Origin of the sequence: Paraburkholderia lacunae, assembly GCF_003353175.1 — a bacterium.
Lineage (GTDB): Bacteria > Pseudomonadota > Gammaproteobacteria > Burkholderiales > Burkholderiaceae > Paraburkholderia > Paraburkholderia lacunae.
The window spans coordinates 35,457-57,969 of sequence record NZ_QHKS01000011.1 but is presented as its reverse complement, the minus strand read 5'-3'; the positions used below and the strand labels follow the sequence as shown (position 1 = coordinate 57,969).

Annotated in this window: 19 protein-coding genes; 12 read left to right on the top strand and 7 right to left on the bottom strand. The window is 65.6% G+C overall.

The features are described 5' to 3' along the window. The first annotated feature begins 59 nt into the window (after window positions 1-59). Window positions 60-827 carry a DUF4088 family protein gene (locus DLM46_RS18055; protein WP_115102220.1) on the top strand — a complete coding sequence of 256 codons (768 nt, stop codon included), beginning with the start codon at window positions 60-62 and terminating at the stop codon, window positions 825-827. A gap of 107 nt (window positions 828-934) precedes the next feature. On the opposite strand, the gene DLM46_RS18050 is transcribed toward DLM46_RS18055, so the two are convergent. Then, entirely contained in the window at window positions 935-3,070 is a 2,136-nt protein-coding gene (locus DLM46_RS18050) for an ATP-dependent helicase (protein ID WP_208866297.1), read from the bottom strand. Between the two features lie 322 nt (window positions 3,071-3,392). Between DLM46_RS18050 and DLM46_RS18045 the strand changes: the two genes are divergently transcribed. The 3 genes from DLM46_RS18045 to fumC all read left to right on the top strand — a co-directional run bounded on the left by DLM46_RS18045 (window position 3,393) and on the right by fumC (window position 7,048). Beyond that, window positions 3,393-3,611 (top strand): RNA-binding S4 domain-containing protein, encoded by a 219-nt coding sequence (locus DLM46_RS18045; RefSeq protein ID WP_011489423.1) that lies wholly within the window; start codon window positions 3,393-3,395, stop codon window positions 3,609-3,611. Window positions 3,612-3,873: 262 nt separating this feature from the next. After that, a complete protein-coding gene (locus tag DLM46_RS18040) occupies window positions 3,874-5,286 on the top strand; it encodes an MATE family efflux transporter (RefSeq protein ID WP_115102218.1) in 1,413 nt (470 codons plus the stop codon). Between the two features lie 361 nt (window positions 5,287-5,647). Continuing rightward, window positions 5,648-7,048 (top strand): class II fumarate hydratase, encoded by a 1,401-nt coding sequence (gene fumC / locus DLM46_RS18030; protein ID WP_115102216.1) that lies wholly within the window; start codon window positions 5,648-5,650, stop codon window positions 7,046-7,048. Window positions 7,049-7,151: 103 nt separating this feature from the next. Here fumC and DLM46_RS18025 read toward each other — a convergent pair whose 3' ends face one another. From DLM46_RS18025 to DLM46_RS39475, 4 genes are all read right to left on the bottom strand, one after another. Further along, window positions 7,152-7,658, bottom strand: a complete 507-nt coding sequence (locus DLM46_RS18025) for an acyl-CoA thioesterase (RefSeq protein WP_115102215.1) — start codon at window positions 7,656-7,658, stop codon at window positions 7,152-7,154. Window positions 7,659-7,816: 158 nt separating this feature from the next. After that, window positions 7,817-8,884 carry a GlxA family transcriptional regulator gene (locus tag DLM46_RS18020; RefSeq protein WP_115102551.1) on the bottom strand — a complete coding sequence of 356 codons (1,068 nt, stop codon included), beginning with the start codon at window positions 8,882-8,884 and terminating at the stop codon, window positions 7,817-7,819. Next, complete coding sequence (locus DLM46_RS18015) at window positions 8,884-10,137, bottom strand: MFS transporter (protein WP_115102214.1); 1,254 nt, start codon at window positions 10,135-10,137, stop codon at window positions 8,884-8,886. Before DLM46_RS18015 ends, DLM46_RS18020 begins: the two co-directional genes overlap by 1 nt. 157 nt (window positions 10,138-10,294) lie before the next feature. Next, the gene (locus DLM46_RS39475; protein WP_165848005.1) at window positions 10,295-10,438 is read right to left on the bottom strand and encodes a hypothetical protein; all 144 of its coding nucleotides are present in this window, start codon (window positions 10,436-10,438) and stop codon (window positions 10,295-10,297) included. 204 nt (window positions 10,439-10,642) lie between these two features. Here DLM46_RS39475 and DLM46_RS18010 point away from each other — a divergent pair, with 204 nt between their 5' ends. Next, a complete protein-coding gene (locus DLM46_RS18010) occupies window positions 10,643-11,356 on the top strand; it encodes an ArsR/SmtB family transcription factor (RefSeq protein ID WP_115102213.1) in 714 nt (237 codons plus the stop codon). Window positions 11,357-11,549: 193 nt separating this feature from the next. Further along, the gene (locus DLM46_RS18005; protein WP_115102212.1) at window positions 11,550-14,435 is read left to right on the top strand and encodes a DUF6600 domain-containing protein; all 2,886 of its coding nucleotides are present in this window, start codon (window positions 11,550-11,552) and stop codon (window positions 14,433-14,435) included. Between the two features lie 91 nt (window positions 14,436-14,526). Here the strand turns inward: DLM46_RS18005 and DLM46_RS18000 are convergent, their stop codons facing one another. Then, a complete protein-coding gene (locus tag DLM46_RS18000) occupies window positions 14,527-15,498 on the bottom strand; it encodes a thymidylate synthase (protein ID WP_115102211.1) in 972 nt (323 codons plus the stop codon). A 149-nt stretch (window positions 15,499-15,647) separates the two neighbouring features. Further along, window positions 15,648-17,042 (bottom strand): sigma-54 dependent transcriptional regulator, encoded by a 1,395-nt coding sequence (locus tag DLM46_RS17995; RefSeq protein ID WP_115102210.1) that lies wholly within the window; start codon window positions 17,040-17,042, stop codon window positions 15,648-15,650. Between the two features lie 536 nt (window positions 17,043-17,578). On the opposite strand from DLM46_RS17995, the gene DLM46_RS17990 reads away from it, so the two are divergent. The 6 genes from DLM46_RS17990 (at window position 17,579) to DLM46_RS39470 (ending at window position 22,450) form a co-directional block, all read left to right on the top strand. After that, entirely contained in the window at window positions 17,579-18,076 is a 498-nt protein-coding gene (locus DLM46_RS17990; protein ID WP_115102209.1) for a hypothetical protein, read from the top strand. Window positions 18,077-18,158: 82 nt separating this feature from the next. Next, window positions 18,159-18,671 (top strand): hypothetical protein, encoded by a 513-nt coding sequence (locus DLM46_RS17985; RefSeq protein ID WP_244306284.1) that lies wholly within the window; start codon window positions 18,159-18,161, stop codon window positions 18,669-18,671. Continuing rightward, a complete protein-coding gene (locus tag DLM46_RS17980; protein WP_115102207.1) occupies window positions 18,668-19,309 on the top strand; it encodes a hypothetical protein in 642 nt (213 codons plus the stop codon). Before DLM46_RS17985 ends, DLM46_RS17980 begins: the two co-directional genes overlap by 4 nt. A gap of 24 nt (window positions 19,310-19,333) precedes the next feature. Further along, window positions 19,334-20,728, top strand: coding sequence for a hypothetical protein (locus DLM46_RS17975; RefSeq protein ID WP_115102206.1), 1,395 nt, complete (start codon window positions 19,334-19,336; stop codon window positions 20,726-20,728). Window positions 20,729-20,805: 77 nt separating this feature from the next. Beyond that, on the top strand, window positions 20,806-21,543 hold the full coding sequence (locus tag DLM46_RS17970; RefSeq protein ID WP_115102205.1) for a C39 family peptidase: 738 nt from the start codon (window positions 20,806-20,808) through the stop codon (window positions 21,541-21,543). 7 nt (window positions 21,544-21,550) lie between these two features. Then, window positions 21,551-22,450 (top strand): peptidase C39, encoded by a 900-nt coding sequence (locus tag DLM46_RS39470; protein WP_165848004.1) that lies wholly within the window; start codon window positions 21,551-21,553, stop codon window positions 22,448-22,450. Window positions 22,451-22,513 lie beyond the last annotated feature (63 nt).

Here is a 22,513-nt window from a genome sequence, read left to right as displayed (position 1 = left end):
GTCCGTGTGCGAACGGACGGCATGACGATGCAGCGCGGCAGGACCAAACGGGATAACACATGGGTCAAATCACCCTCACGCTCAAAGACGAAACCCTTGCGACGCTGCGCAAGGACTTCGACGCTTTTCTGCGGGTATCGCTGAAGCTCGACCCGCAGTTCGCGACGCCGTCGTTTGAGGATTTCTTGCGCGCCAAGCTGCTCGACAATATGGTGCCGCTGACCGAACACGCGGTGAAGCGGATGTTGCAGGGCGGCCAATACGCGTGGGCGAAACGCACGTTGGACAAGGAATTCCCGGACGTCGTCGCGATCCTGATGCAACAGGCGGGCGAATTCGGCTTCGGTTTTGCGGCGCGTTCGGAATGGACGCCGGAAGAGCTGGCCAAGCAGTGCCGCGAGTGGGCGGCCGCGATCGTCAAGGAAGCGGAAGGCGACGCCGTGCTGATCGATCCGCTGGCAGCGCAGATCAAAGGTGCGGTGCAGGACATTCAGGCGCTCGAGGAAATCATGCAGACGCCGGCCTGGCGGCTGGTGGAATCGCTGCGGCAGCGCGTCTACGAAGCCAAGGTGGCGTGCGAAACGAGCGTGGGCAGCACCGCGCGCGAAAAGCTCGGCGAACTGCGCGGGCTGCTGCGCCTGGGCATTTCGCACGGCTCGTTCCAGAAGCAGGAAGCGCAGCAGATCATGGAATATCTGCGCCTGCTGAAGCCGGAAATTTTTGTCGAAGAACCGTATGACGTGTTCTCGCGCCTCGCCGCGTGGCTGCGCAACTTCTTCGTGCCGCCGCGCCCGGCGCCGCATCAGCAGCAACGGCAGTCGCGCTAACGGCGGCTGGGATAGCCAGCTGCAACTGAGCGCGGCCGCAGCGGTTGCCGGGTGCAGGAGGCCACGTCAAGACGGCCTTGAATGACGCGGGGACCGGGAACCGCCCCTCAATCCCACATCTTCCTGAGCTTCGCCCCGATTTCGATCTTCGCCTGCGCAGCCGCGGCCAGCCCCGCAGCGCTCGGCGCGCCCGGCACCGGTACGCGCGGCCACGCGTAGGCCTCGAACAGCGGCATCAGATGCGCTGGAATAAAGCGCGTACGCGAGGCCCACACGTGCCGGTCGCCCAGATGCGGCTGGTTGTGCACGTAAAAGCGCTGCGGCACGACGATATGCAGGTCTTCCTTCGCCCGCGTCATCGCCACGTAGAGCAGGCGCCGCTCCTCGTCGATTTCGTCTTCGCTGCCGGTACCGAGATCGGACGGAATGCAGCCGTCGACGCCGTTCAGCACGAACACGTTGCGCCATTCCTGCCCCTTCGCCGAATGGATCGTCGACAGGATCAGGTAGTCCTCGTCGAGCAGCGGCACGCCGGATTCGTCGCTGGTGGCGTCGGGCGGATCGAGCGTCAATTCGGTCAGGAAGCGTTCGCGCGACGGGTACGTGCCTGCGATGCTTTCCATCTGCAACACGTCCGCGTGACGGATCGCCGCGTCCTCGTGATTGCGCTCGAGATGCGGCTCGTACCAGCGCCGCACCATTTCGAACTCCGCCGGCCACGGCGTCTGCCGGCCATATACGCTCGACATCAGCGTCACGAACGGATGCCAGTCTTCCTGCGCCCGGGGGGGCGGCGTAAAGGCGGCCAGCGTACTGCCAGCGGTGTCGGCCGGATTGCCGGTGCCTGCGCCGGCGCGGGCGACGACCTCGTCGAGCACCTTCGCCGCGGTGGCCGGTCCGACGCCCGGCAGCAACTGCACGACACGGAAACCGGCGATGCGGTCGCGCGGATTCTCCGCCCAGCGCAGCACGGCCAGCACATCCTTGACGTGCACCGAATCGAGAAACTTCAGGCCGCCGAACTTCACGAACGGAATGTTGCGCCGGGTCAATTCGATTTCGAGCGCGGCGCTATGGTGCGCGGCGCGAAACAGCACCGCCTGCGACTTGAGCTGCATGCCCTGTTCGCGCGCTTCGAGCACCTGTTCGACGACGTAGCGCGCCTGCTCCGCTTCGCCGGCGACCGTCACCAGACGCGGGAGCTGAGCCGAGGCCTTTTCGGTCCACAGATTTTTCGTATAACGCTCGCTGGCGAGTTCGATTACCGCGTTCGACGCAGCCAGGATCGGCCCGGTGGAGCGGTAATTGCGATCGAGCGTGACCTGCCTCGCCGGCGGATCGAAGTGCGCAGGGAAATCGAGAATGTTGCGTACGGTCGCGCCGCGAAACGAATAGATCGACTGGGCGTCGTCGCCGACCACGGTCAGGCCGCGGCCGTCGGGCTTCAAGGCGAGCAGGATCGACGCCTGCAGGCGGTTGGTGTCCTGATACTCGTCGACCAGCACGTGATCGAAGCGTGCCGACATGTCCGCGGCAATCGACGGCTCGGCGGCCATGTGCGACCAGTAGAGCAGCAAATCGTCGTAGTCGAGCACGCTCTGCTTCTGCTTGGCTTCGACATACGCGGCGAACAACATGCGCAGATCGGCTTCCCATTCACGGCACCAGGGGAACGCGTGGTCGAGCACGTCGGCGAGCGACGCGCCAGTGTTCACGACGCGCGAGTAGATCGCGAAGCAGGTGCTCTTCGCCGGGAAGCGCCGCTCTTTTGCCGACAGGCCGAGCTCGTGGCGCACGAAATTCATCAGGTCGGCGGAATCCTCGCGGTCGTTGATCGTGAAGGCGGGCGCGAGGCCGATCAGATCCGCGTACTCGCGCAGCAGCCGCGCGCCGACGCTATGAAAGGTGCCCGACCACGTCAGCCCTTGTGCCAGCGCGGCGCGCGCGCCAAGCGCCGCGCCGGCGATGCGCGCGACGCGGCGAGTCATTTCGAGCGCGGCGCGGCGTGAAAACGTCAGCAGCAGGATGCGGCGCGGATCGGCGCCGTTGACCACCAGATTGGCGACCCGGTGCGCCAGCGTATTGGTCTTGCCCGAGCCCGCTCCCGCTATCACCAGCAGCGCACCCGGCGGCTCGTTGGGCGTCGCGGCGCCGTACTCGACGGCTTCGCGCTGCGCGTCGTTGAGCTTGGCCAGCCAGGCGGCGGTATCGAACGGCGGCGGAGATTCGGCAACGGTGGGCACAGTGGATTGGACGCCGGAGAGGATGCGTGGAATCGGTTAAGGAACGGGCGACGCACACTGTATATCCATACAACCCGAGCCGGCAAGCGACCCTTTTTATGCGGTGACTCCGTGGTGGCTCCGAGGTAACTCCGCAGTAACTCCGCGGTGGCTCACAAGGCGCCGCTATTCCGATCGGCTGCCTGACCTTGAATGTTCACTTTGACAAGTGCATAACATCTGCATGCAAATGCCCATGCACGACGCGAAATTCACGTGGACGCCGATCCAGAGCAAGCTTCTGGCTTATGATGCGAACCCTTTGTCTGAAGGCGCAAACGCCATGCCCAACCTCGATTTCACACTGACCGGCGACTACGTCGAACTGCACAATCTCCTGAAGATAACGGGCCTCGCGGACAGCGGCGGCTCGGCGAAAATGATGGTCGCGGACGGCGCCGTGACCGTCGACGGCCGGGTCGAAACGCGTAAGACCTGCAAAATCCGCGCAGGCCAGGTGGTCTTGCTCGGCGATACGCGGATCGCGGTGCACGAAGCTTGATGCGCGGGAGGCGCCGTACTCCGAGAATCCGGAGCCCGCACGCGCACCAGAATTGTGCCTACTCCATCGACATTGCCGCGCCCAGGCAATAAGCTGTCGGTTTCGACAGACACACAGTCAGCTGACAGCAACCCTGCGCCCCCGGCGGCCAACCCGCGTTTCGTAGCCGCCGCCCTGATCGCCCTGGTTGCACCGAGTCGTCACGCATTATCCCGCTCGCTCTGACGGTCGGTCTGTCGCCACTTCCGCCGTTAAGCGTTCAATGACTCAATCCGGCTTCACCAGAGTGGCCGCCCGCCCGCCGACCCTGACCCGCCACGCCGCCGACACCGCCCGTCTCGCCGCCCCGCTCGCCATCGCGCAGCTCTCGCAAATGGCAATGGGCGTCACCGATACGATCCTGCTCGGCTCGCTCGGTCCCGACGCGCTCGCCGCCGGCGGTCTCGGCGCGAATCTGTTCTTTGTCGTGGTCACGCTGCTGCAAGGCGTGCTGACCTCGGTCAGCGTGAGCGTGTCGCACGCGCGCGGCGCCCAGGACGAGGGCCGCGTGCCGCATATCTACTGGACCGGCTTCGTGCTGTCGGTGCTGCTGTCGGTGCCGGCGTTCTTCCTGCTGTCGTTCGCCACGCCGGTCCTGCTGGCGTTCGGCGAGCCCGCGCTGCTCGCGCACAACGTCGGCGAATACGCGGCGGTCCTGCGCTGGGGCGCGCTCGGCAGTCTGATCGGCGTGGGGCTGCTGCGTTCGTTCTTGCCGGCGATCGGCGCGGCCAGGCGGCTCCTGTGGGTGTCGCTCATGAGCGTCGTCGTGAACGGCTTTCTCAACTACGGGCTGATCCACGGCGCCTATGGCCTGCCCCGGCTCGGCTTTCTCGGTTCGGCGGCGGCCACCACGATCACGGTCTGGCTGAGCGCGCTGGTGCTGATGGCGCTGCTGCATCTGCGGCCGCGCTATCGCCATTACGTTGTCGCGACGCGGCCGAACGTGCCGTTGATGGGCGAGCTGTTCGGCATCGGCTGGCCGGTTGCGATCACCTATGGTGTCGAATCGACGCTGTTCCTCGCCACCGGCCTGATGGTCGGGTTGCTCGGCGAGTCGCAACTGGCCGCGCACCAGATCGCGTTGAACGTCGCCTCGGTGGCCTTTATGGTGCCGCTCGCGATCGGTCAGGCGGCCAATGTGCGGGTCGGCTTCTGGTCCGGCGCGGGGCAGCCGCTCGCTGCGCGCCACGCGGGTTTCGTCGCGCTGGCGCTCGGCGTCGGCTTCATGACGCTGTCGGGCATCGTGCTGATCGCCGCGCCGCACTGGATCGTCGGCCTGTATCTGCATCTCGACGACCCGGCCAATGCGGCGACGGTCGCGCTCGCCCGTTCGCTGCTCGGCGTGGCTGCGATCTTCCAGATCGTCGACGGCATGCAGACGGTCGGCTCGGGCTGCCTGCGCGGCTTGAAGGACACGCGCGTGCCGATGATCGTCGCGTCGTTCGGTTACTGGGCGATCGGCTTTCCGACCGGCTATACGCTGGCGTTTCACTTCGGCCTCGGCGCACGCGGCCTGTGGTGGGGACTCGCGGCGGGGCTCGCCAGCGTCGCGTTATTGATGACGCTGCGCTTTCACAAGCTGAGCTTGCGGCGCGTGCCGCCCGCACCCGCCGCGCCCACCCGGCCGCCCGCCTAGTCCGCGTGAGCGAGGCAAAGCACGGATCGTTACCACGGTATTCGACCATCCGGTCATTCACGCCCTGCCCGCCAGCGAAACAACACCGTTCCAGGCCGCCCTCACGCCGCTGGAACACACCCATCCAGACCCGTCCCGGTTTCCGTGTGCTGTCGAGCGGCACTGCCGCACTGCAATTGCGCATCACACTCGCCCCGCGCGGCGACCGGAACTCAATCGTCGCTCGTCTGCACCGACGTCGAAGACGGCGCTCGCCGCACATCCATCTTCGATCCGCAAGCGCGCTTTTACCGGAATGCGCTAACCGGACTATTCTCCCTATTGCCCGTCAACGCAGAACTTTGAGAAGCGGAGTTGAACCATGACTGAAGACGTACGAATGGAGCGCGACACGTTCGGTGAAATCGCCGTGCCGAACGCCCGCCTTTGGGGCGCGCAGACGCAGCGCTCGTTGCAGAATTTCCGCATTTCGACCGAGAAGCAATCGCCCGAACTGATCACCGCGCTGGCCGTGATCAAGCGCGCCGCCGCCGAAGTGAATCTCGAGCTCGGCGTGCTCGATGAAAGCAAGGCGAAGGCGATCATGCAGGCGACCGACGAAATCATCGACGGCAAACATCCGGAAGAATTCCCGCTCGCAGTCTGGCAGACCGGCTCCGGCACGCAGACCAACATGAACCTCAACGAGGTCATCGCGAATCGCGCGAGCGAGCTGCTCGGCGGCGAGCGCGGCGAAGCGCGCAAGGTGCATCCGAACGACGACGTCAATCGCGGCCAGTCGTCGAACGACGTGTTTCCGACAGCAATGCACGTGGCCGCCGCTTACGGCATCGTCAAGCATCTGCTGCCCGCGCTGAAAACGCTGCGCGATACGCTCGACGCCAAGGCGAAAGCATTCGCCGACATCGTCAAGATCGGCCGCACGCATTTGCAGGACGCGACGCCGCTCACCCTGGGCCAGGAGTTTTCAGGGTATGTGGCGCAACTCGATCACAGCATCCGTCACGTCGAGTCGGCGCTGCCCCATCTGTACGAACTCGCGCAGGGCGGCACGGCGGTCGGCACGGGATTGAACGCACATCCGCAGTTCGCGGCCAAAGTAGCCGCGGCCATCGCGAAGCTGACCGGTGTGCCGTTCGTGTCGGCACCGAACAAATTCGAAGTGATGGCCGCGGCCGACGCGCTGGTGTTCGCGCACGGCGCACTGAAGACGGCGGCCGCGAGCCTGAACAAGATCGCCAACGACATCCGCTGGCTCGCGAGCGGTCCACGCTGCGGTCTCGGCGAACTGTCGATTCCGGAAAACGAGCCGGGTAGCTCGATCATGCCTGGCAAGGTCAATCCGACCCAGTCCGAAGCCTTGACGATGCTCTGCGCACAGGTGTTCGGCAACGATGTCGCGGTGAATATCGGCGGCGCGAGCGGCAACTTCGAGCTGAACGTGTTCCGGCCGATGATCGCGCACAACGTGCTGCAATCGATCCGCCTGCTCGCCGACGGCGCGCACAGTTTCAACGACAACTGCGCGGTGGGGATCGAGCCGAATCGCGAGCGCATCGATACGTTGCTCAACGAATCGCTGATGCTGGTGACGGCGCTCAATCCGCACATCGGCTATGACAAAGCCGCGAAGATTGCGAAAAAAGCGCACAAGGAAGGCACGACGCTGAAGGCGGCCGCGCTGGCGCTCGGCTTTGTCACCGAGCAGCAATTCGACGAATGGGTGCGGCCCAAAGATATGGTCGGGCATGCGGCGGCCTGAGCGCGCCGAATCTCGGTGAGCGTTGACCGATGGGCGGCGGGCGGCGCGATCGGGTGTCAGCGCCTCGCCCGCCTGTCACTGCCGGGATACACGGAAGCGGCGCTTAGACTTTCCCCCGCGCCACTTCTTCCGGCTTCAGCTCGACGATTGCGTCGAGCGCTTCCTTCACGTCCATCGCGTATTTCGCCAGACGTTTCTGTTCGTCCGTCTCCGGCACGAACGCGGGCACCGGCACCGGGTGGCCGTTCTCGTTGACGGCGACCATCACGACGAGGCAATCCGTGGTATGCAGCAGTTCGCCGCCCTTCGGATCGCCCGCCTGCACCGACACGTGGATATGCATGCTGGTGCGGCCCGTCGCGACAACCCGCGCGCGCAGCTCGACCAGATTGCCGACCAGAATCGGCCGGCGAAAGCGGATGTTGCCGACGCTGACCGTCACGCAATAGCGCCCCGACCACACCGCCGAGCACGCATACGCCGTCTCGTCGATCCACTTCATCAAGGCGCCGCCGTGCACCTTGCCGCCGAAGTTGACTGAACTGGGCTCGGCGAGAAAGCGGAACGTGGTTTCGGAACGGTCCAGCGGCGCTAAGGCAGGGGTGCTCATCTTGACTCCGGTCAATCGGATGCATTGAAAGGAGCCGATTATACGAGCGCAATATTCCCTTCGTCGCGCGCTGTAGAGGCGTGGGGCGCCGTCAGGCTTTCGCCCAACTTTCGCCTGGCTTGCTTCAACCACGCTCGCGTCGCAGGTCAGGCCGCCTCTCAACCTGCTGCCGAAGCCGCGGTGGGCCGCTGCGCCACCGCCGACGCAAAGCGCTCCCGGTAATCGAGCGGCAGCACGCCGAAGCGCCGCACAAACGCACGCCGCAAATTCTGTTCGCTGCCGAAACCGCAGTCGAGCGCGATCCGCTTGAGCGGCCGGCGCGATTCCGCCAGCGCCCGCGAGGCCGCCTCCAGCCGCAACGCGGACACGGTTTTGGCCGGCGTGCGGCCAACCTCGTCGACGTAGCGCCGCGCGAACGTGCGCGGACTCATCTGTGCGCGCTCGGCCAGCCGCTCGACCGACAGGTCGTCGCGCAGATGCGCCGCCATCCAGCAATGCAGCGCCTCGAACGGTCCGCCCGCCGATGCCTGCGCCGCCAGCGCGGCGCTGAATTGCGACTGGCCGCCGGGCCGTTTCATGAAGACGACGAGACGCCGCGCCGCCTGCATCGCGACGGCGTGGCCCACGTCTTCTTCGATCAGCGCGAGAGCCAGGTCGATGCCCGCCGTCACGCCGGCCGACGTCCAGATCACGCCGCCCTCGTCCTCATCCGTGCTCTCGCGCACATCGCGGATAAAGATCGGATCGGCGTCCACCTGCACTTTGGGGAAACGGCGCGCGAGGTTGGCCGCGTTGCGCCAATGGGTCGTCGCGCGGCGGCCGTCGAGCAGGCCCGCCGCCGCGAGATAAAAGGCGCCCGTGCACACCGAGCACACGCGCCGCACCTGCGGTGCGCGGCGCTTGATCCACGCGACGAGTTCAGGCTGCAAGGTGCAGGTTTCGTCGATCGGGACGCCGGGGACGATCAGCGTGTCGATCGGTTGGTCGTCGAGCGAGCCGAGCCGCTCGGTGACGATCGGCAGGCCGGGAAAGGTTTGCAGCACGCCGCCTTCGATCGACGCGACGGTGGTTCGGTAAGCCACTGGCGCCGCGGGCTTGCCGCCTGATCCGGCGCCCACAGCGGCAGCGACGGTCAATTCGGCGCGGCAGAACGCTTCGAGCGGACCGCTCGCGTCGAGCAGCACGAGGTCGGGGGCGACCGCGAAGACGATATGGCGAACCGGCATCATGAAAGCACCGCCGACGAGCGCTGGCGCGACCACGCAAGGCCAAGCGTCGCGAGCGCCGCCAGGCCCAGCAGCGGAAAGATCGCCGCATTGATCGTCGCCCAGCCGAAATGCGCGAGCAATTGCCCAGCGGACAACGAACCCAGCGCGGAGAACGCAAAGGTGGTGAATTCGCTGGCAGCTTGCGTCTTGGCGCGCTCGGACGGCCGATACGATTGCGTGAGCAGCGTCGTGCCCCCGACAAACATGAAATTCCAGCCCACGCCGAGGCATGCGAGCGCCGCGTAGAAATACGGCAGATCGGTCGAACGCAACGCGAACACGCCGCACAGCGCCGACAGCGCAATCCCCGCGCCGATCACCGGCAGCACGCCGAAGCGCTTGATCAGCCGCGCGGAAAACAGCGACGGCGCGAACATGCCGACCAGATGCCACTGGATGATCGCCGCGCCGTCGCCGATCGTATGGCCGCAAGCGACCGCGGCAATCGGCGTCGCGGTCATCACGAACATCATGACCGCGTAGCCGAGCGCGTTGTTGGCGAGCGCCGCGGCGAAGATCGGCTGGCGCACGATCTCGCCGAGCGGCCTGGCGGGCTCGTGAGCCACCGCCACGCTCGCGGACGGCGCGGCGTCGCGATACAGCAGCGCCAGCAGCGCAATCGACGCAAGGCCGAAGCCGGTGACGAGCGCATAGGAGCCCGCGAACGCGACCGGCGCGAGCCAGTCCTTGCTCCACGCGGCCAGCAGCGGCCCGCAGACGGCGGCCACCACGCCGCCGGTGAGCACGGTCGAAATCGCGCGGCTCTTGCCGTCGATCCCGACGGCATCGGCGGCGGCCAGCCGGTAATACTGCGCGAACGCCTGAAACACGCCGACCGTCGCGGTACCGGCGCAGAACGCCCAGAAACTGTGGTGAAAGATCGCCCATACCGAAACCGCGCCGCCCAGCGCGCCGACACCCGCGCCGAGCACGAAGCCCGCGCGCCGCCCGATCCGCGCCATCAGGAACGACGCGAAGATCGTGGTCAGCGCGGCGGCGACGGTGATCAGCGAAAACGGCAGTGTCGCGAGCGCCTTGTCGTCGGCGAGCGAATAGCCGACGAGGCCGGTCAAAGTCAGATCGATGGAAACGGACGAGGTGTACAGCGCCTGGCAAACCGCCAGCACGCGCGCGGCGCGCCTGCCGTGCGGGTCGGAATGATTGGAGCCTGCGTTAGCGGCGCAAAGAGAGGGAGCAGCGGATGGCGGCATCGGTCAGGCTCGAGCGGCGGAAGTGGCGATGCCTGAATCGTCACATGGACGATGATGGCAGAAATGACAATGATGCATCAATTCCAGCCAGCCATCGCCATTCATTGCTGGAGCTATTGCCCTTGGCCGCCGCGAACCGTGACCGCGGCACGCGGGCTTATTTATGAAAGGTAACGCCTTCGTCGATGGTGCCGTACATGGTGATGCTGCCGGTGCCCGCACCCGACGACGACCCCGAACCGCCTTGCGCGCACGCATTGAATAGCAGGACCGCGGCGGCGACGGCAAAAAGAAGTTTCATGGCAGCGTGTTCCCGCAAAGACAGACTGCGATTCTAGCCTGGCGGCCCGGCACGGCGCCGCTAGCGCCGCCGGCGGCCCGCGCCCACCGACTTTTCGTAGCTGCCGCATTCCATCGTTCACGCTAAGCTGAAACATCGAATACCGCAGACAGATACAGTGATCTGTATGGCGCCATGCAAGCGCCGCCCCACCGGAGACACCCTATGCCCGCCCCCCTCGCAGATGAACCGGGTCACTTCCCAGGTTTGAGCCGGATTGGCGCGCTGCTCGCCGACCCGGGCCGCGCCGCGATGCTATGGGCGCTGATGGACGGCAGCGCCCGCCCGGCCGGCGAACTGACGATGATCGCGGGGCTGTCGCCGTCCGCGGCCAGCGCCCATCTTGCGCGCCTGACCGACGGCGGCCTGCTCGCGCTCGAAGTGCGCGGCCGGCATCGCTATTTCCGGATCGCGTCGCCGGATATCGCGGCGTCGATCGAAGCGCTCGCCAACGTCGCGCAAGTCAGCGCGCCGCAGCGGCCGGTACCGCGCCCGGCGCGAACCGTGCCGGTCGATATGCGCTATGCGCGCACCTGCTACGACCACATGGCGGGCGAGTTGTCGGTGCGCGTGTACGAACGGCTGGTCGAGCGCGGCCTGCTGACGCTGCACGGCACTTCGCTCGAAGCCACCGCCGAGGGCGCCGGGCAATTTGCCGAATGGGGGATCGACATGGCCGCCCAGCACACCCGCCGGCGCCGCTTTGCCTGCACCTGCCCCGACTGGAGCGAGCGGCGTCCGCATCTGGGCGGCGCGCTCGGCGCGGCGCTGCTCGAATCGTGGTCGAGCCACGGCTGGGTCGAACGCACCGAACGGCCGCGCATCCTGCGCATCACGCCGGCCGGTCATCGGCATTTCGACGCGTTTCTGGCCGCGTGAGACGGCATTCCAGACCCGTTTGAATTACAGAAACGCCGCAGTTGGCTTACAGGAAAACGGTGGAATCGGGGCATTGAGACCTTTTGTTACACGCTGGTGAGGGAGCCTTACAAAACTGGGAGCCTTGAAACAAACCGTACGGGTAGAGTTGATTCACGGACCTCGCAAAACGCGGCGCCGTCGGAGAAAACTCATGAGAACAGTCACCAGTCACCCAAGCTCGACCCGGCACATCATCGGCTACACGCTGATCGCTGCCGCCGCTTTCATGTTCGCGGCCCAGGCTGCCCTCGCGCAGGAAGTCCAGCAGGCGCCGCCGGGCGTCGCCGGGCCAGTGGCCGCGAGCCAGAACACCGATCCGCCCGCCCGCGTCGCGCGGCTGAACTACATGGCCGGCACGGTGACGACCGAACCGGCCGGCGCGACCGACTGGTCGTACGCGCAGCTCAACCGCCCGCTCACCACCGGCGACCAGTTGTGGAACGATCAGAACGCGCGCTCCGAATTGCACATCGGCTCGACCGCGGTGCGCCTCGGCCAGTCCACGAGCCTTGACCTGCTGAATCTCGATGACAACAGCGCGCAACTGAAGGTCGCACAAGGCACGTTATCGGCGCGGGTGCGCGATCTCGCACCGGGGTCGGCGTATGAAATCGACACACCGAATCTGGCGCTCGGCCTGAACGGCCCCGGCGACTACCGTGTCGACGTCGCACCGGACGGCAGCAGCACGACCGTCACCGTACGCAGAGGCAGCGCCACCGTGTACGGCGACAACGGCCAGGTGCCGGTCGCCGCCGGTCAGCAGATCAGCTTTGCCGGCACCAACCTGCAACAGGTCGCCGACAACGGCGTGCCGGGCCTCGACGGTTTCGATCAATGGGCCGCGGGCCGCGACGCCGCGGAAGACCGCTCGGTGTCGGCGCGCTACGTATCGCGCGAGATTCCGGGCTACCAGGATCTCGACGCCAACGGCACATGGCGCAACAGTCCGCAATACGGCGAGGTATGGGTGCCGCGTGACAGACCCGCCGGCTGGGCGCCCTATCACGACGGCCATTGGGTATGGCAGGCGCCGTGGGGCTGGACCTGGGTCGACGATGCGCCGTGGGGCTTCGCGCCCTACCACTACGGCCGCTGGGCGTATGACGACGACTCGTGGGAATGGGTGCCGGGCCCGATCGTGGTCAGCGAGCCGCCTGTGTATGCGCCGGCGCTGGTCGCCTTTGTGGGCGGCGGCGGACCCGGAATCGACTGGGGCGTGAGCCTTGCCATCGGCGGCGCGGTCGCGGCCGGTTGCGCATGGTTCCCGCTCGGCCCGGGCGAGCCGTGGCACCCGCACTGGGGCGATCACGATCACTGGAGTCCGCGCTACTACGACCGCGTCAACCAGACGACGATCGTCAACAACTACAACCACAACGTCAATGTGACGAACGTGAACGTGACCGACATTCACAACACGTACGTCAACTATCGCGTGCCGGGCGCCGTGACCGCCGTGCCGGCGACGGCTTTCGTGCACGGTCAGCCGGTCGCGCGCTTTGCGCAGAAGGTCGATCCGCAGCAATGGCGCAATGCGCGGATCAACCCGGGCGCGCCTGGAATCGCGCCGGTGCAGCAAAGTTTTGGCCCGGGGCTGCGCAACGCGAACTACCGGCCGCCTGCTGAAGTGGCAGGGCGCCCGGTGGTTGCGACGCGCAATCCGGCGATGCCGGCGGCGTTCCACGACAGCCTCGCGCAGCGTTTTGCGCAAAGCGGCGGGCGGGTGCCGGGCGCGGGGGCGCCGATCGTGCGGACTTCCGTGCCGGCGCACTTCGCGGGTGGCCCGGGCAACGCGGGTGGCCCTGGTGCCGCAAGTGGGATACCAGCGCAAAACGTGCGGGTCGTGCAGTCGCATATCGCCGGCCGGCCGCCTGGCATGGCGCAGGGCGCGCCGGGAACGCCGGGGGCACTGCAACAGGCCGGACAGCGGCTGGGCGAAGCAGCGCCGCTCAATGGGCAGCCGCCGCAACGCGGCGGAGAAACGCAAGCACGGCCGGGCATGCCGCCGCAGATGGCCAACGAGCGGCCACAGCCTGGTCAGGTCGGCCAGCCCGGTCATCCGTCCAATGGCGTGCCGCGTCCGCCGCAAGCGGGCGGCGGCAATCTGAACGGCTTTGCGCAGCCACAGCCGCAGTCACAGCAGCACGGCGTGCCGGGGCAAGCGAATCCGCAGGCGGCCCAGCTGCCGGGCGCGAACGGGCAGCGCGAGCCGGTATGGACGCGGCCGCATACGCCGATGGCGCAGCAGACGCAGCAGCATGGCGGCCCGCAGCCGCAACCGGGACAGTCGGGGTTCGCGCCGCAACCCGGTGCGCAAGCCAACGCGGGCATGCAGCAGCATGGCGCACCGCGTCAGCCGGGAAACCCCGCCACGACGGCCCAGCAGCCGCACGGCCAGCCAGGCCCGGCCGAGAACCCGGCCGCGGCGCAACAGATGCGCCAACCGCAACTGCAATCGCAATCGCAGCCGCAGCAGGTACAGCGTCAGCCCGAACCGCAGGCGCCGCGTCCGCCGGAAGTCCACGCCCAGCCGCAAGCGCCGCGGCAGCAGGAATTCCGTCCGCAACCGGTACAACAGGTGCCGCAGGTGCAACAGTCCCAACCGCGCCAGGAGGTCCATCCGCAACCGGTGCAGCAACCGCGGCCGCAGCCGATGCCACAGGTGCAACAGCCGCCGCGCCAGGAGGTCCATCCGCAACCGGCACCGCAGCCACGGCCGCAGCCGATGCAGCAGGTGCAGCAGCAGCCGCGTCAGGAATTCCACCCGCAACCGGCGCCGCAGCCACGGCCGCAGCCGATGCAGCAGGTGCAGCAGCAGCCGCGTCAGGAATTCCACCCGCAACCGGCGCCGCAGCCACGGCCGCAGCCGATGCAGCAGGTGCAGCAGCAGCCGCGTCAGGAATTCCACCCGCAACCGGCGCCGCAGCCGCGTCCACAGCAGGTGCAGCAGCCGCGCCCGCAACCGCAGCCGCAGCAGCAACACGCGGAGCAGCATTCGGGCGGGGGCAACCGGGACGAGCGCCACAAGGGCTAATGACGGTGGCACACCGTCGTTTGACGGCGGCATGATAAAACCCCCGCGATTCACATCGCGGGGGTTTTTCTTTGCATCGGCCGGCAGACGCTCAGATCGCCATCGGCGCGGTCAGCGGCTCGTGATGACGGTAGCCGACCAGCGAGAAATCCGACGGCTCGATCTTCTCGAGCCATTCCGGCTCGTACACGCCGGTTTGCGCGTAGTCGGGCACCCGGTCCGAGATCGCGAAGGCCGGACTTTCGTACGGCTCACGCGTGAGCTGTTGCTGCAACATATCGAGCTGATTCTCGTAAATGTGCGCATCGCCGATGAAGTACGTGAACCAGCGCGGCTTATAACCCGTCAATCGGCCTACCAGATGCAGCAACGCCGCGCCTTCGGTCAGATTGAACGGCGTGCCGAGCCCGACATCGTTGCTGCGAATGTACAGGCACAACGAAATCTCGCGGCGCGCCACGTTCGGCAGGAATTGATATAGCAGATGGCAAGCCGGCAACGCGATCTGGTCCAGCACCGCGGGGTTCCATGCATGAAACAGAATGCGCCGGTCGGCCGGATTCTGCATGATCGTGTCGAGGCACTGGCGCAACTGGTCGATCGCCTTGTACAGCAGCACTTTGCGGCTGCCGTTTTCGTCGAATTCGGTGATCACCTGAAAGCCGCGGGCAACGGCGTCGGCGAGCTGCGCGCTCGCGCTGGCGGCCAGCACCTTGTAGGCCGGCCATTGGCGCCATTGCACGCCGTATACGTCGCCGAGATCGTCCGGGCCCTCGCGATACGGATTCGCCAGCCATTGCGGATTCTGGTTGGCGTTGGCGTCCCACACCTTGCAGCCGAGATCGCGAAAATCCGCCGCGCTGCGCGACGCACGCAAAAACCCGACCAGTTCGCCCACCGCCGACTTGAACGCCAGCTTTTTCGTGGTGACCGCGGGGAAGCCCTGCTGGAGGTCGAAGCGCAACATCGCGCCTGGCATGCTGATGGTGCGGATGCCGGTGCGGTTCTCCTGCCACGTGCCGGTGTCGAGAATCGTGCGGACGAGGTCGAGGTATTGTTTCATGCGGGTTCCTTCGGCCGGCGCGTGCGCGCGCCGCGGAAATTGGAGGAAAACCCGATTTTAACAAGCGTAGCCGCGCGGCGCCCGGCCGCGGTTTGCGAAGTCGAAAATACCGGCGGGGATGCCGCGGCGAGCCAGACTCGCGCGGTCTGTCAGAGATGCGGCACCGAAGCCGGTATGTCGCTGTGCGGCGTGACCAGCGGCTCGCCTTCCATATGGCGCATGCCGTGCGAGCAAAGCAGTCGGTACAAGGTCACGCGCGAGATGCCCAGCTCCTGCGCGGCGTCGCCCAGACGCCCTCGATGGCGCAGCAGCGCCAGCTCGATCGCCTGGCGCTCGGCCGCTTCGCGCGCCTGCGCGAGCGATACCGGCACGATCTCGACGTACTCGGCCAGTTCCAGATCGCGCGCTGTGATCGCGCGCCCTTCCGACATCACGATCGCGCGCCGCACCCGGTTGATCAGCTCGCGCACATTGCCCGGCCAGCCGTAGTTATGCAGCGCCGCGATCGCGTCGGGCGCGAAACCGCGCAAACGGCGGCTTGCATCTTTCTTGAAACGTTCCAGCATGTGCCGCGCAAGCAGTTCGATATCCTTACCACGTGCGCGCAACGGCGGTTCATCGATTTGCAGCACGCACAGGCGGTGGTAGAGGTCCGAACGGAACCGCCCTTCGATCATGGCGGCGGTCATATCCACGTGAGTGGCCGAAATAATGCGCACGTCGACGTCGACCGACCCGTGGCCGCCCAGACGCTCCACCTTGCGCTCCTGCAAGAAGCGCAACAGGCTCGCCTGGCTTTCGAGCGGCAGGTCGCCGATTTCGTCGAGAAACAGTGTGCCGCCGTTGGCCGCTTCCACCCGGCCGATCTTGCGCTGATTCGCGCCGGTGAATGCGCCGCGCTCGTAGCCGAATAGTTCGGATTGCAGCAGATGCGGCGGAATCGCGCCGCAATTGATCGGCACGAAAGGCGCGTTGCGGCGCGCCGAGCGTTCGTGGATCGCTACCGCCGTCAATTCCTTGCCGGTGCCCGATTCGCCCGAGATGAACACCGGCGCGTCGGTCATCGCCACTTTGCGGATCGAGCGGAACAGCGCGAGCATCGCGTCGCACGAACCAACCATTTCGCCTTCCGCACCTTGCGAACCATCGTTCGAAGCGGGTTCGCCCAGCGAGATCATGCCGTACGCGTGACCGACCGAATCGACGATCCTGTCGCCCGGCGAAGGCACCGTTACATAGTCGAAACAATAGTCGCGCACGAGCCGGCGCAAGGCGGCGTCCTGCAATTGTCCCGGCATGGTGGCCGCGACCCAGCCGACGTTCGGCATGGTCAGGCAAGACTCGAATGCGGCGATTTCGTGTGGCTGAAAATGGCTGGACAGATCGAGCAGTCCGCCCGCTGCCATTCCGGCGCGAACGGCACGGCGCACATCGCGCGCCGATCCAACGACTTCGACATGCCAGCCGCGCTGATGAAAGCGAGTATTCAGTTCCGCGCTCGGATCGCGTGAAACGTAAATCAGTTGCCGCGTTGCGGGTTCCATTATTCAGATCCTCTCGTCAACGAACGTTAAGGATGACGCACGCACCTGAACCCAGGTTCAGACACGCTGACTCATCCGGGATTCGCGAGTCGCAAAAACCGAACGGCCATTCCATTCCGTACGGACAGCTGATCCCCAAGAAAGCGGCGTGTGTGTTTGAGACGGCCCGTTAGCGGGCTTTTTTAAATCTGAAGCTGTTTTCGAGAGCTTACTATACGCGCGCCGCTTGGAAAACAATTATGAGAATTTAATCGTTGACCCCTTACGCCACAAGGCTTAGCGGGCAATCGACAGGTATTAAACCTACGAATAAAACCAATGTGGAAGCGCTTTTCCTGGCGTTCACCCCGGGGTAGCGCGTCGCGCTGCGATTTAACGATTCGCAGGTATTTTCCGCGTGCCGTTTCAGCGCTGAAACGTTTTAGTACGATTTTTCAGGTTTTACTCCACGGTTTGCGGGCCGCATCCAGATGCGCCAATGGATTGCGACTCATGGCACATGTTTCGCTAAATGCCATGCACCAAGGAGACACATCATGCGACTCGCTTTCCGCATCGACATGGCCGGTATGGCGCCGTGCGCCGCTTTTTGCGTCGCGCTTTGCGCCGCTGGGGTGCTGATCGCACTGCCCGCCGGCGTCAATGCCCAGGAATCCGCGCTAGTTCAGGCCGCCAATCCATCCGATTCCGCCGACGCCGGCTCCGTCACCCTCGCGAGCACGACGCCCGCAGCGGCGGCCTCGCCGGATGAGACGGCGGTTGAAAGCGGCCAGCTTGTCGGCGAAGTGCTGAGGATTCCGGCCGATGCTGCATCCGTGAACGATATTTCGCTCGACGACCAGGTGTTGTCGCGGCAACGCGGGGGCGCGGTCGGCATGGTGATGGTGGCGACGACGCCGCAGTTGATGCGCGGCGACAGCAGCGGCCACAGCGTGACGCTGTGGGACGAGATTGCGCCACCCACGCCGCTGCCGATTCCGGTCGACGCCGCGCGCGCCGCGCAAGGCAACGTTGCGAGTTACCAGAGAAAGTAGCCGGCCAAAATCAGCGGCGCAATTCAGCGGTGCGCCGCGTTCCCGGCGCACCGCACGCTCACAAGACAAAGCAAGGACCGACATGATCACTTCAGCCCGGACTTCGCGCGCACTCAGCTCGGTGGCGGCGCTAGCCGCCCCGGCGGCCGCCGTCGTCCTCCTCGCCGCCGGCTTCAGCGTCGATGCCGCCGCGCAGCAGGTCACCAATCCGGGCGACATCATCGTCGAGCGCACGATCACGCCGCGCGACGCCTTCGTGCCGGTGCCGAAGAGCGAGGACCCGGTCGCGGTGCGAGCCACCACCTTCCCGGCCACTTCGTTCGATCCGGCCATCGCCCAGGTGGTCGGCGATACGGATCTGACGAATGCGCACGGCTCCACCGGCGTCGCCGAAGGTGGCGTGCTCGGCAGCAGCGGCATGCAGGCGGTCACGCAGATCCTGAGCGGCAAAACGACCGGCAACAATGTCGCGCTGAACGCGGGCACCATCGGTATGCCGGCTCCGGGCGTCGGCGGCACCATTACTTCGTCGGTGACCGGCGCACTGGCCCCGCTCTCGAACGCACTGACCGGCGCGCTCGGAGGTATGAAATGAGCCCGGCCACCAAGCTTGCGCGGCTGCGCGCGGCCCTGCTCGCCTGCCTGCTTGCCTGCACGAGCGGCGCGGCCCTCGTCGCCGGCGCGGCCCTCGCGCAGTCGGTGCCGAGGATCGGCGCCGACTCGACGATCGGCAACGGCGCGGCGGCCGGCGTCACCGGCGCGCTCACGGTCAATGAAACCGCCGGCGTCGATAACGCGCAGCTCAACCAGATCACGATCTCGACCGGCGGCGCGCTCGCCAACGACAACGCCAGCGCGCAAAGCGCCTCGGTGGCCGCCAGGGTCACGACCGCGCGCGCGTCGATCGAGGCCAATGCTTTTTCGAATTCATCCGGTGCGGTGCTGGTGAACCAGTCCGCCGGAGCAGGGAATCTGCAGCGCAACAGCACCCAGTTGGGTAACGCGGCGCTCGGAGTCGAGACCGTCTCGGATAGTGAGCTATCCGCGACGGCCCCGAAAAACGGCGGTCCGGGTCAAGCCATCGGGGTTCATAGCGTACGCGAGGCAAACATCTCCAGCGATGCCTTCAAGAACGTCAACGGGATCGTCCAGATCAACCAGACAGCCGGCGCCGGTAATGCCACGGCAAACAGTTTTGTGCTCCGTCCCCCGGCGGGCACTTTTTTTAACTGACCACACTTGTATCGGAGCGAAATCATGAAGCGCACTCTTATCGCCGCAGCCGTACTCGCAGCAGCATCGAGCAGTGTATTCGCACACAGCATAAAGAACCCTTATATCTTCAACGCCACGCTGGTCGGCGAAGAAGTCGGCATCGAAGGCTTTGTCACGCTGTTTGGCTGCGTGCAGGTCTCGGGCACGGCCGGCGCTGTCGTCAACAATACGCAAAACGTGATGACGAACGCGACGCTCAACCCGAACGCACAGACCTACACGTCGGGCCACATCACGACCACCATCAACAATAGCTACGACTCGATCAAGGGCAGCGGCACCGCGTTCGCGACGGTCACGAATTCGAATTCGTCATCCTCGTCGTTCTCCGATGGATCCCACAAAACGTCCAGCTACTCGTATGACGATCAGAGCAGCACGTTGACTGGCGGCGGCAATCAGTACAGCCAGAAGAGCGCGCAAATCCAGGGCAGCTTCAGCCACGACAGCCAGAACCAGGGCGGCCATGTCTCGGCCGGCGGCCAGATCGGCGGCAGCTACAGCTACTCGGTCGACAACGGTCCGAACCAGGGGCAAGGCTCCTTCCACGCGCAAGGCGGCTACTCGGCCGGCTACCGGGCGTCCAGCTATAGCAACTCGAGGAGCGTGTCCGGTGGCTTCACCGCAGCATCCAGCTCAGAGCAGGGCTCTCAGTGGACTTTCAGTGCTGACCAGGGTTCGGGCCACCAGGCGTCTGCCATGGACGAAGGCGGCTATAGCAACCAGTCGTCGACCGAAACCCACAGCGTGGCTGCCGCATGGGGTATCGACGCCACGCTCGACAAGACCGACGTGGATGTGACCGGCCGGGTCACGGAACACATCAACACGCAAAAGGCCGGCAATCTGACGGCAACCACCGGCACCGGGGTCGGCAACGGGGTGTCGGGCAACGTCGGCATCAACGTCGCGGAAGGGGTCGACAACGCGCAAAGCAACGAAGCATCGCTGGCATCGGTCGATGTCGGCAACGTGTTCGGCAACGCGCAAGTCTTCAACAGCCAGTCGTCGGGCGGCAGCGCCAAGATCCACAACTTCATGGTCAACGCATCGGTCGGCGACAACTCGTTGCAAGGCGCGTCGGGCAACATCGGCGTGAACGTGGCATCCGGCATCGGCAATGCGCAGAACAACAGCCTTGCCGCTTCCACCACGACCGTCGCTGCGAATCACTCGAGCGACGTTGCAATGGTCGCGACCGACCAGAACTGCCAGACGGCTAGCCTGGGCTTTAACGGTTCGTTCGAAGGCACCGCGATGCTGGGCAATAACGTGCTGGCGTACTCGAGCGGCAACATCGGCGTGAACATCGCCGGCGGCGCGGGCAACCTGCAGCACAACGGGCTCGCGATCGCAGCGTTGAGCGTGAGCAAATAAGCAGGCGTAACAGGGGCGGGTAGCGCCGGCGGCCGCAAAAGCAAGGCCGCCGGCGCTGATAAAAACAGGAGGCCAGCATGTCCGGGTTCGAGGGATTCCCGGCGCTACGGTTCGCCGCGGCGCTGGCGAGTGGTGCCTTGTGCGCGGCTTTGTGCACGGCTTTGTGCGCGGCTAACAGCTACGCGCAGGCGAGCGTCGACACGTCCAGGTTGGCAGGCGTTCCGCTGACCAAGACGGTACGTTCGATGAAGGACATCCGTTACAACCACATCGTCAATCAGCAGTTCGATTACAGCTGTGGTGCGGCGGCGCTCGCAACCCTTCTCAGGTACGGCTACGGCATCGATATTCCGGAAACCGAACTGATTCGCCGGATGATGGTGTTTTCCACGCCCGAAGTCGTGATCAAGAACGGCTTCTCGATGCTCGACATGAAGAAGTTCGTCGAGACCATCGGCTTGCGCGGCCGCGGCTTCCGGGTCAACGCTGAAGCGCTCCAACACCTTCAAATCCCCGTGATGGTTCTGATGAACATCGACGGGTATGAGCACTTCGTGATCGTCAAGCATGTCCAGGATGGCCGCGTCTTCATTGCGGATCCGGCGCTCGGCAATCGCATCGTGCTCGAAGAGGACTTCGCCAGGACCTGGAACGGTCTGGTGTTCGCAGTCCTCGGCAAACCCTTCAGGGAGGATTCACCGCTGTTGCAGGACAACGAGTCTCTGGCGCTCAAGCTGCGCGCAAACGCGCTTGCCACCGGCACAGCGGCGACTCCTTTTGTCGAATACGGCTTGATCAAGGCAGACCTGTTCTGACCCAACCATGAAGCGCCATCTCTCACTGTCAGGCCTCGCAATCTGCACCACGATGTGCGGCCTGACCGGCAGCGCCTATGCGTCACCAGGCGCCGGCTCGCCGCCGGTGCCCGAATTTCTCGCTTCGCACGACATCGGCTCCGCCGCCATCAAGGTGCAGATGGTGGACGACGATGTCCTCGCCAACCAGACCGGCAAATATGCCGGCGCCACCATGATTTCCGGCTTCGTTCTGAATGTGCTTTCGCGATGGGAGTTGCCCAACGGCGCGAACGCCCTCGCCCAGGGCACGCTGAGCGCCGTGCAGAACGCGGCCGGCCAGATGGTCAGCACCGTCAACACGCATGCACACGTGAACGACGACGGTCCCGGCCATACCGGGGCGAATCCCAATGCTCAAGCGAACGACGGCGGTCCCGGCCATACCGGGGCGAATCCCAATGCTCATGCGAACGACGGCGGTCCCGGCCATACCGGGGCGAATCCCAATGCTCATGCGAACGGCGGACAGAGCGTATCGGTCAACGGCGTCTCGCAAGTCACGCAAGTGGCCGGCGATCGAAACATCGGCGCCAACTCGGCACTCATCGATTTCAACAACAACGTCGCGTCGCCGGCAGGCACCGCTACTGCCCCGTCCGCCGCGGCCAGCAATTCGGCCGGCTCGATCAAAGCCGGCATTTCGTTCGGTAGCAACGGCGTCAGCGTCGCGCTGCAAACACCCGCCGGGCTCGCCACCCAGACCATCACGCCGGGCAACGGGCAAATCGCCCAGTTGCTCCAGATTGCAGGCAATAACCAGCAAGTCGCCAACCTGTTGCAGTTGCATTTGCAGACGCAGCAAATGTCGGCCGCAATGATCCGCCAGCTTGGCGTACTACAAGCCCTGCAAAACTCCAGGAGATAAGAATGCGGGCCGCCACCCGCCACAGCGGCAGAAGCAGTACTGATACGGCAGCGCAATGCCAGC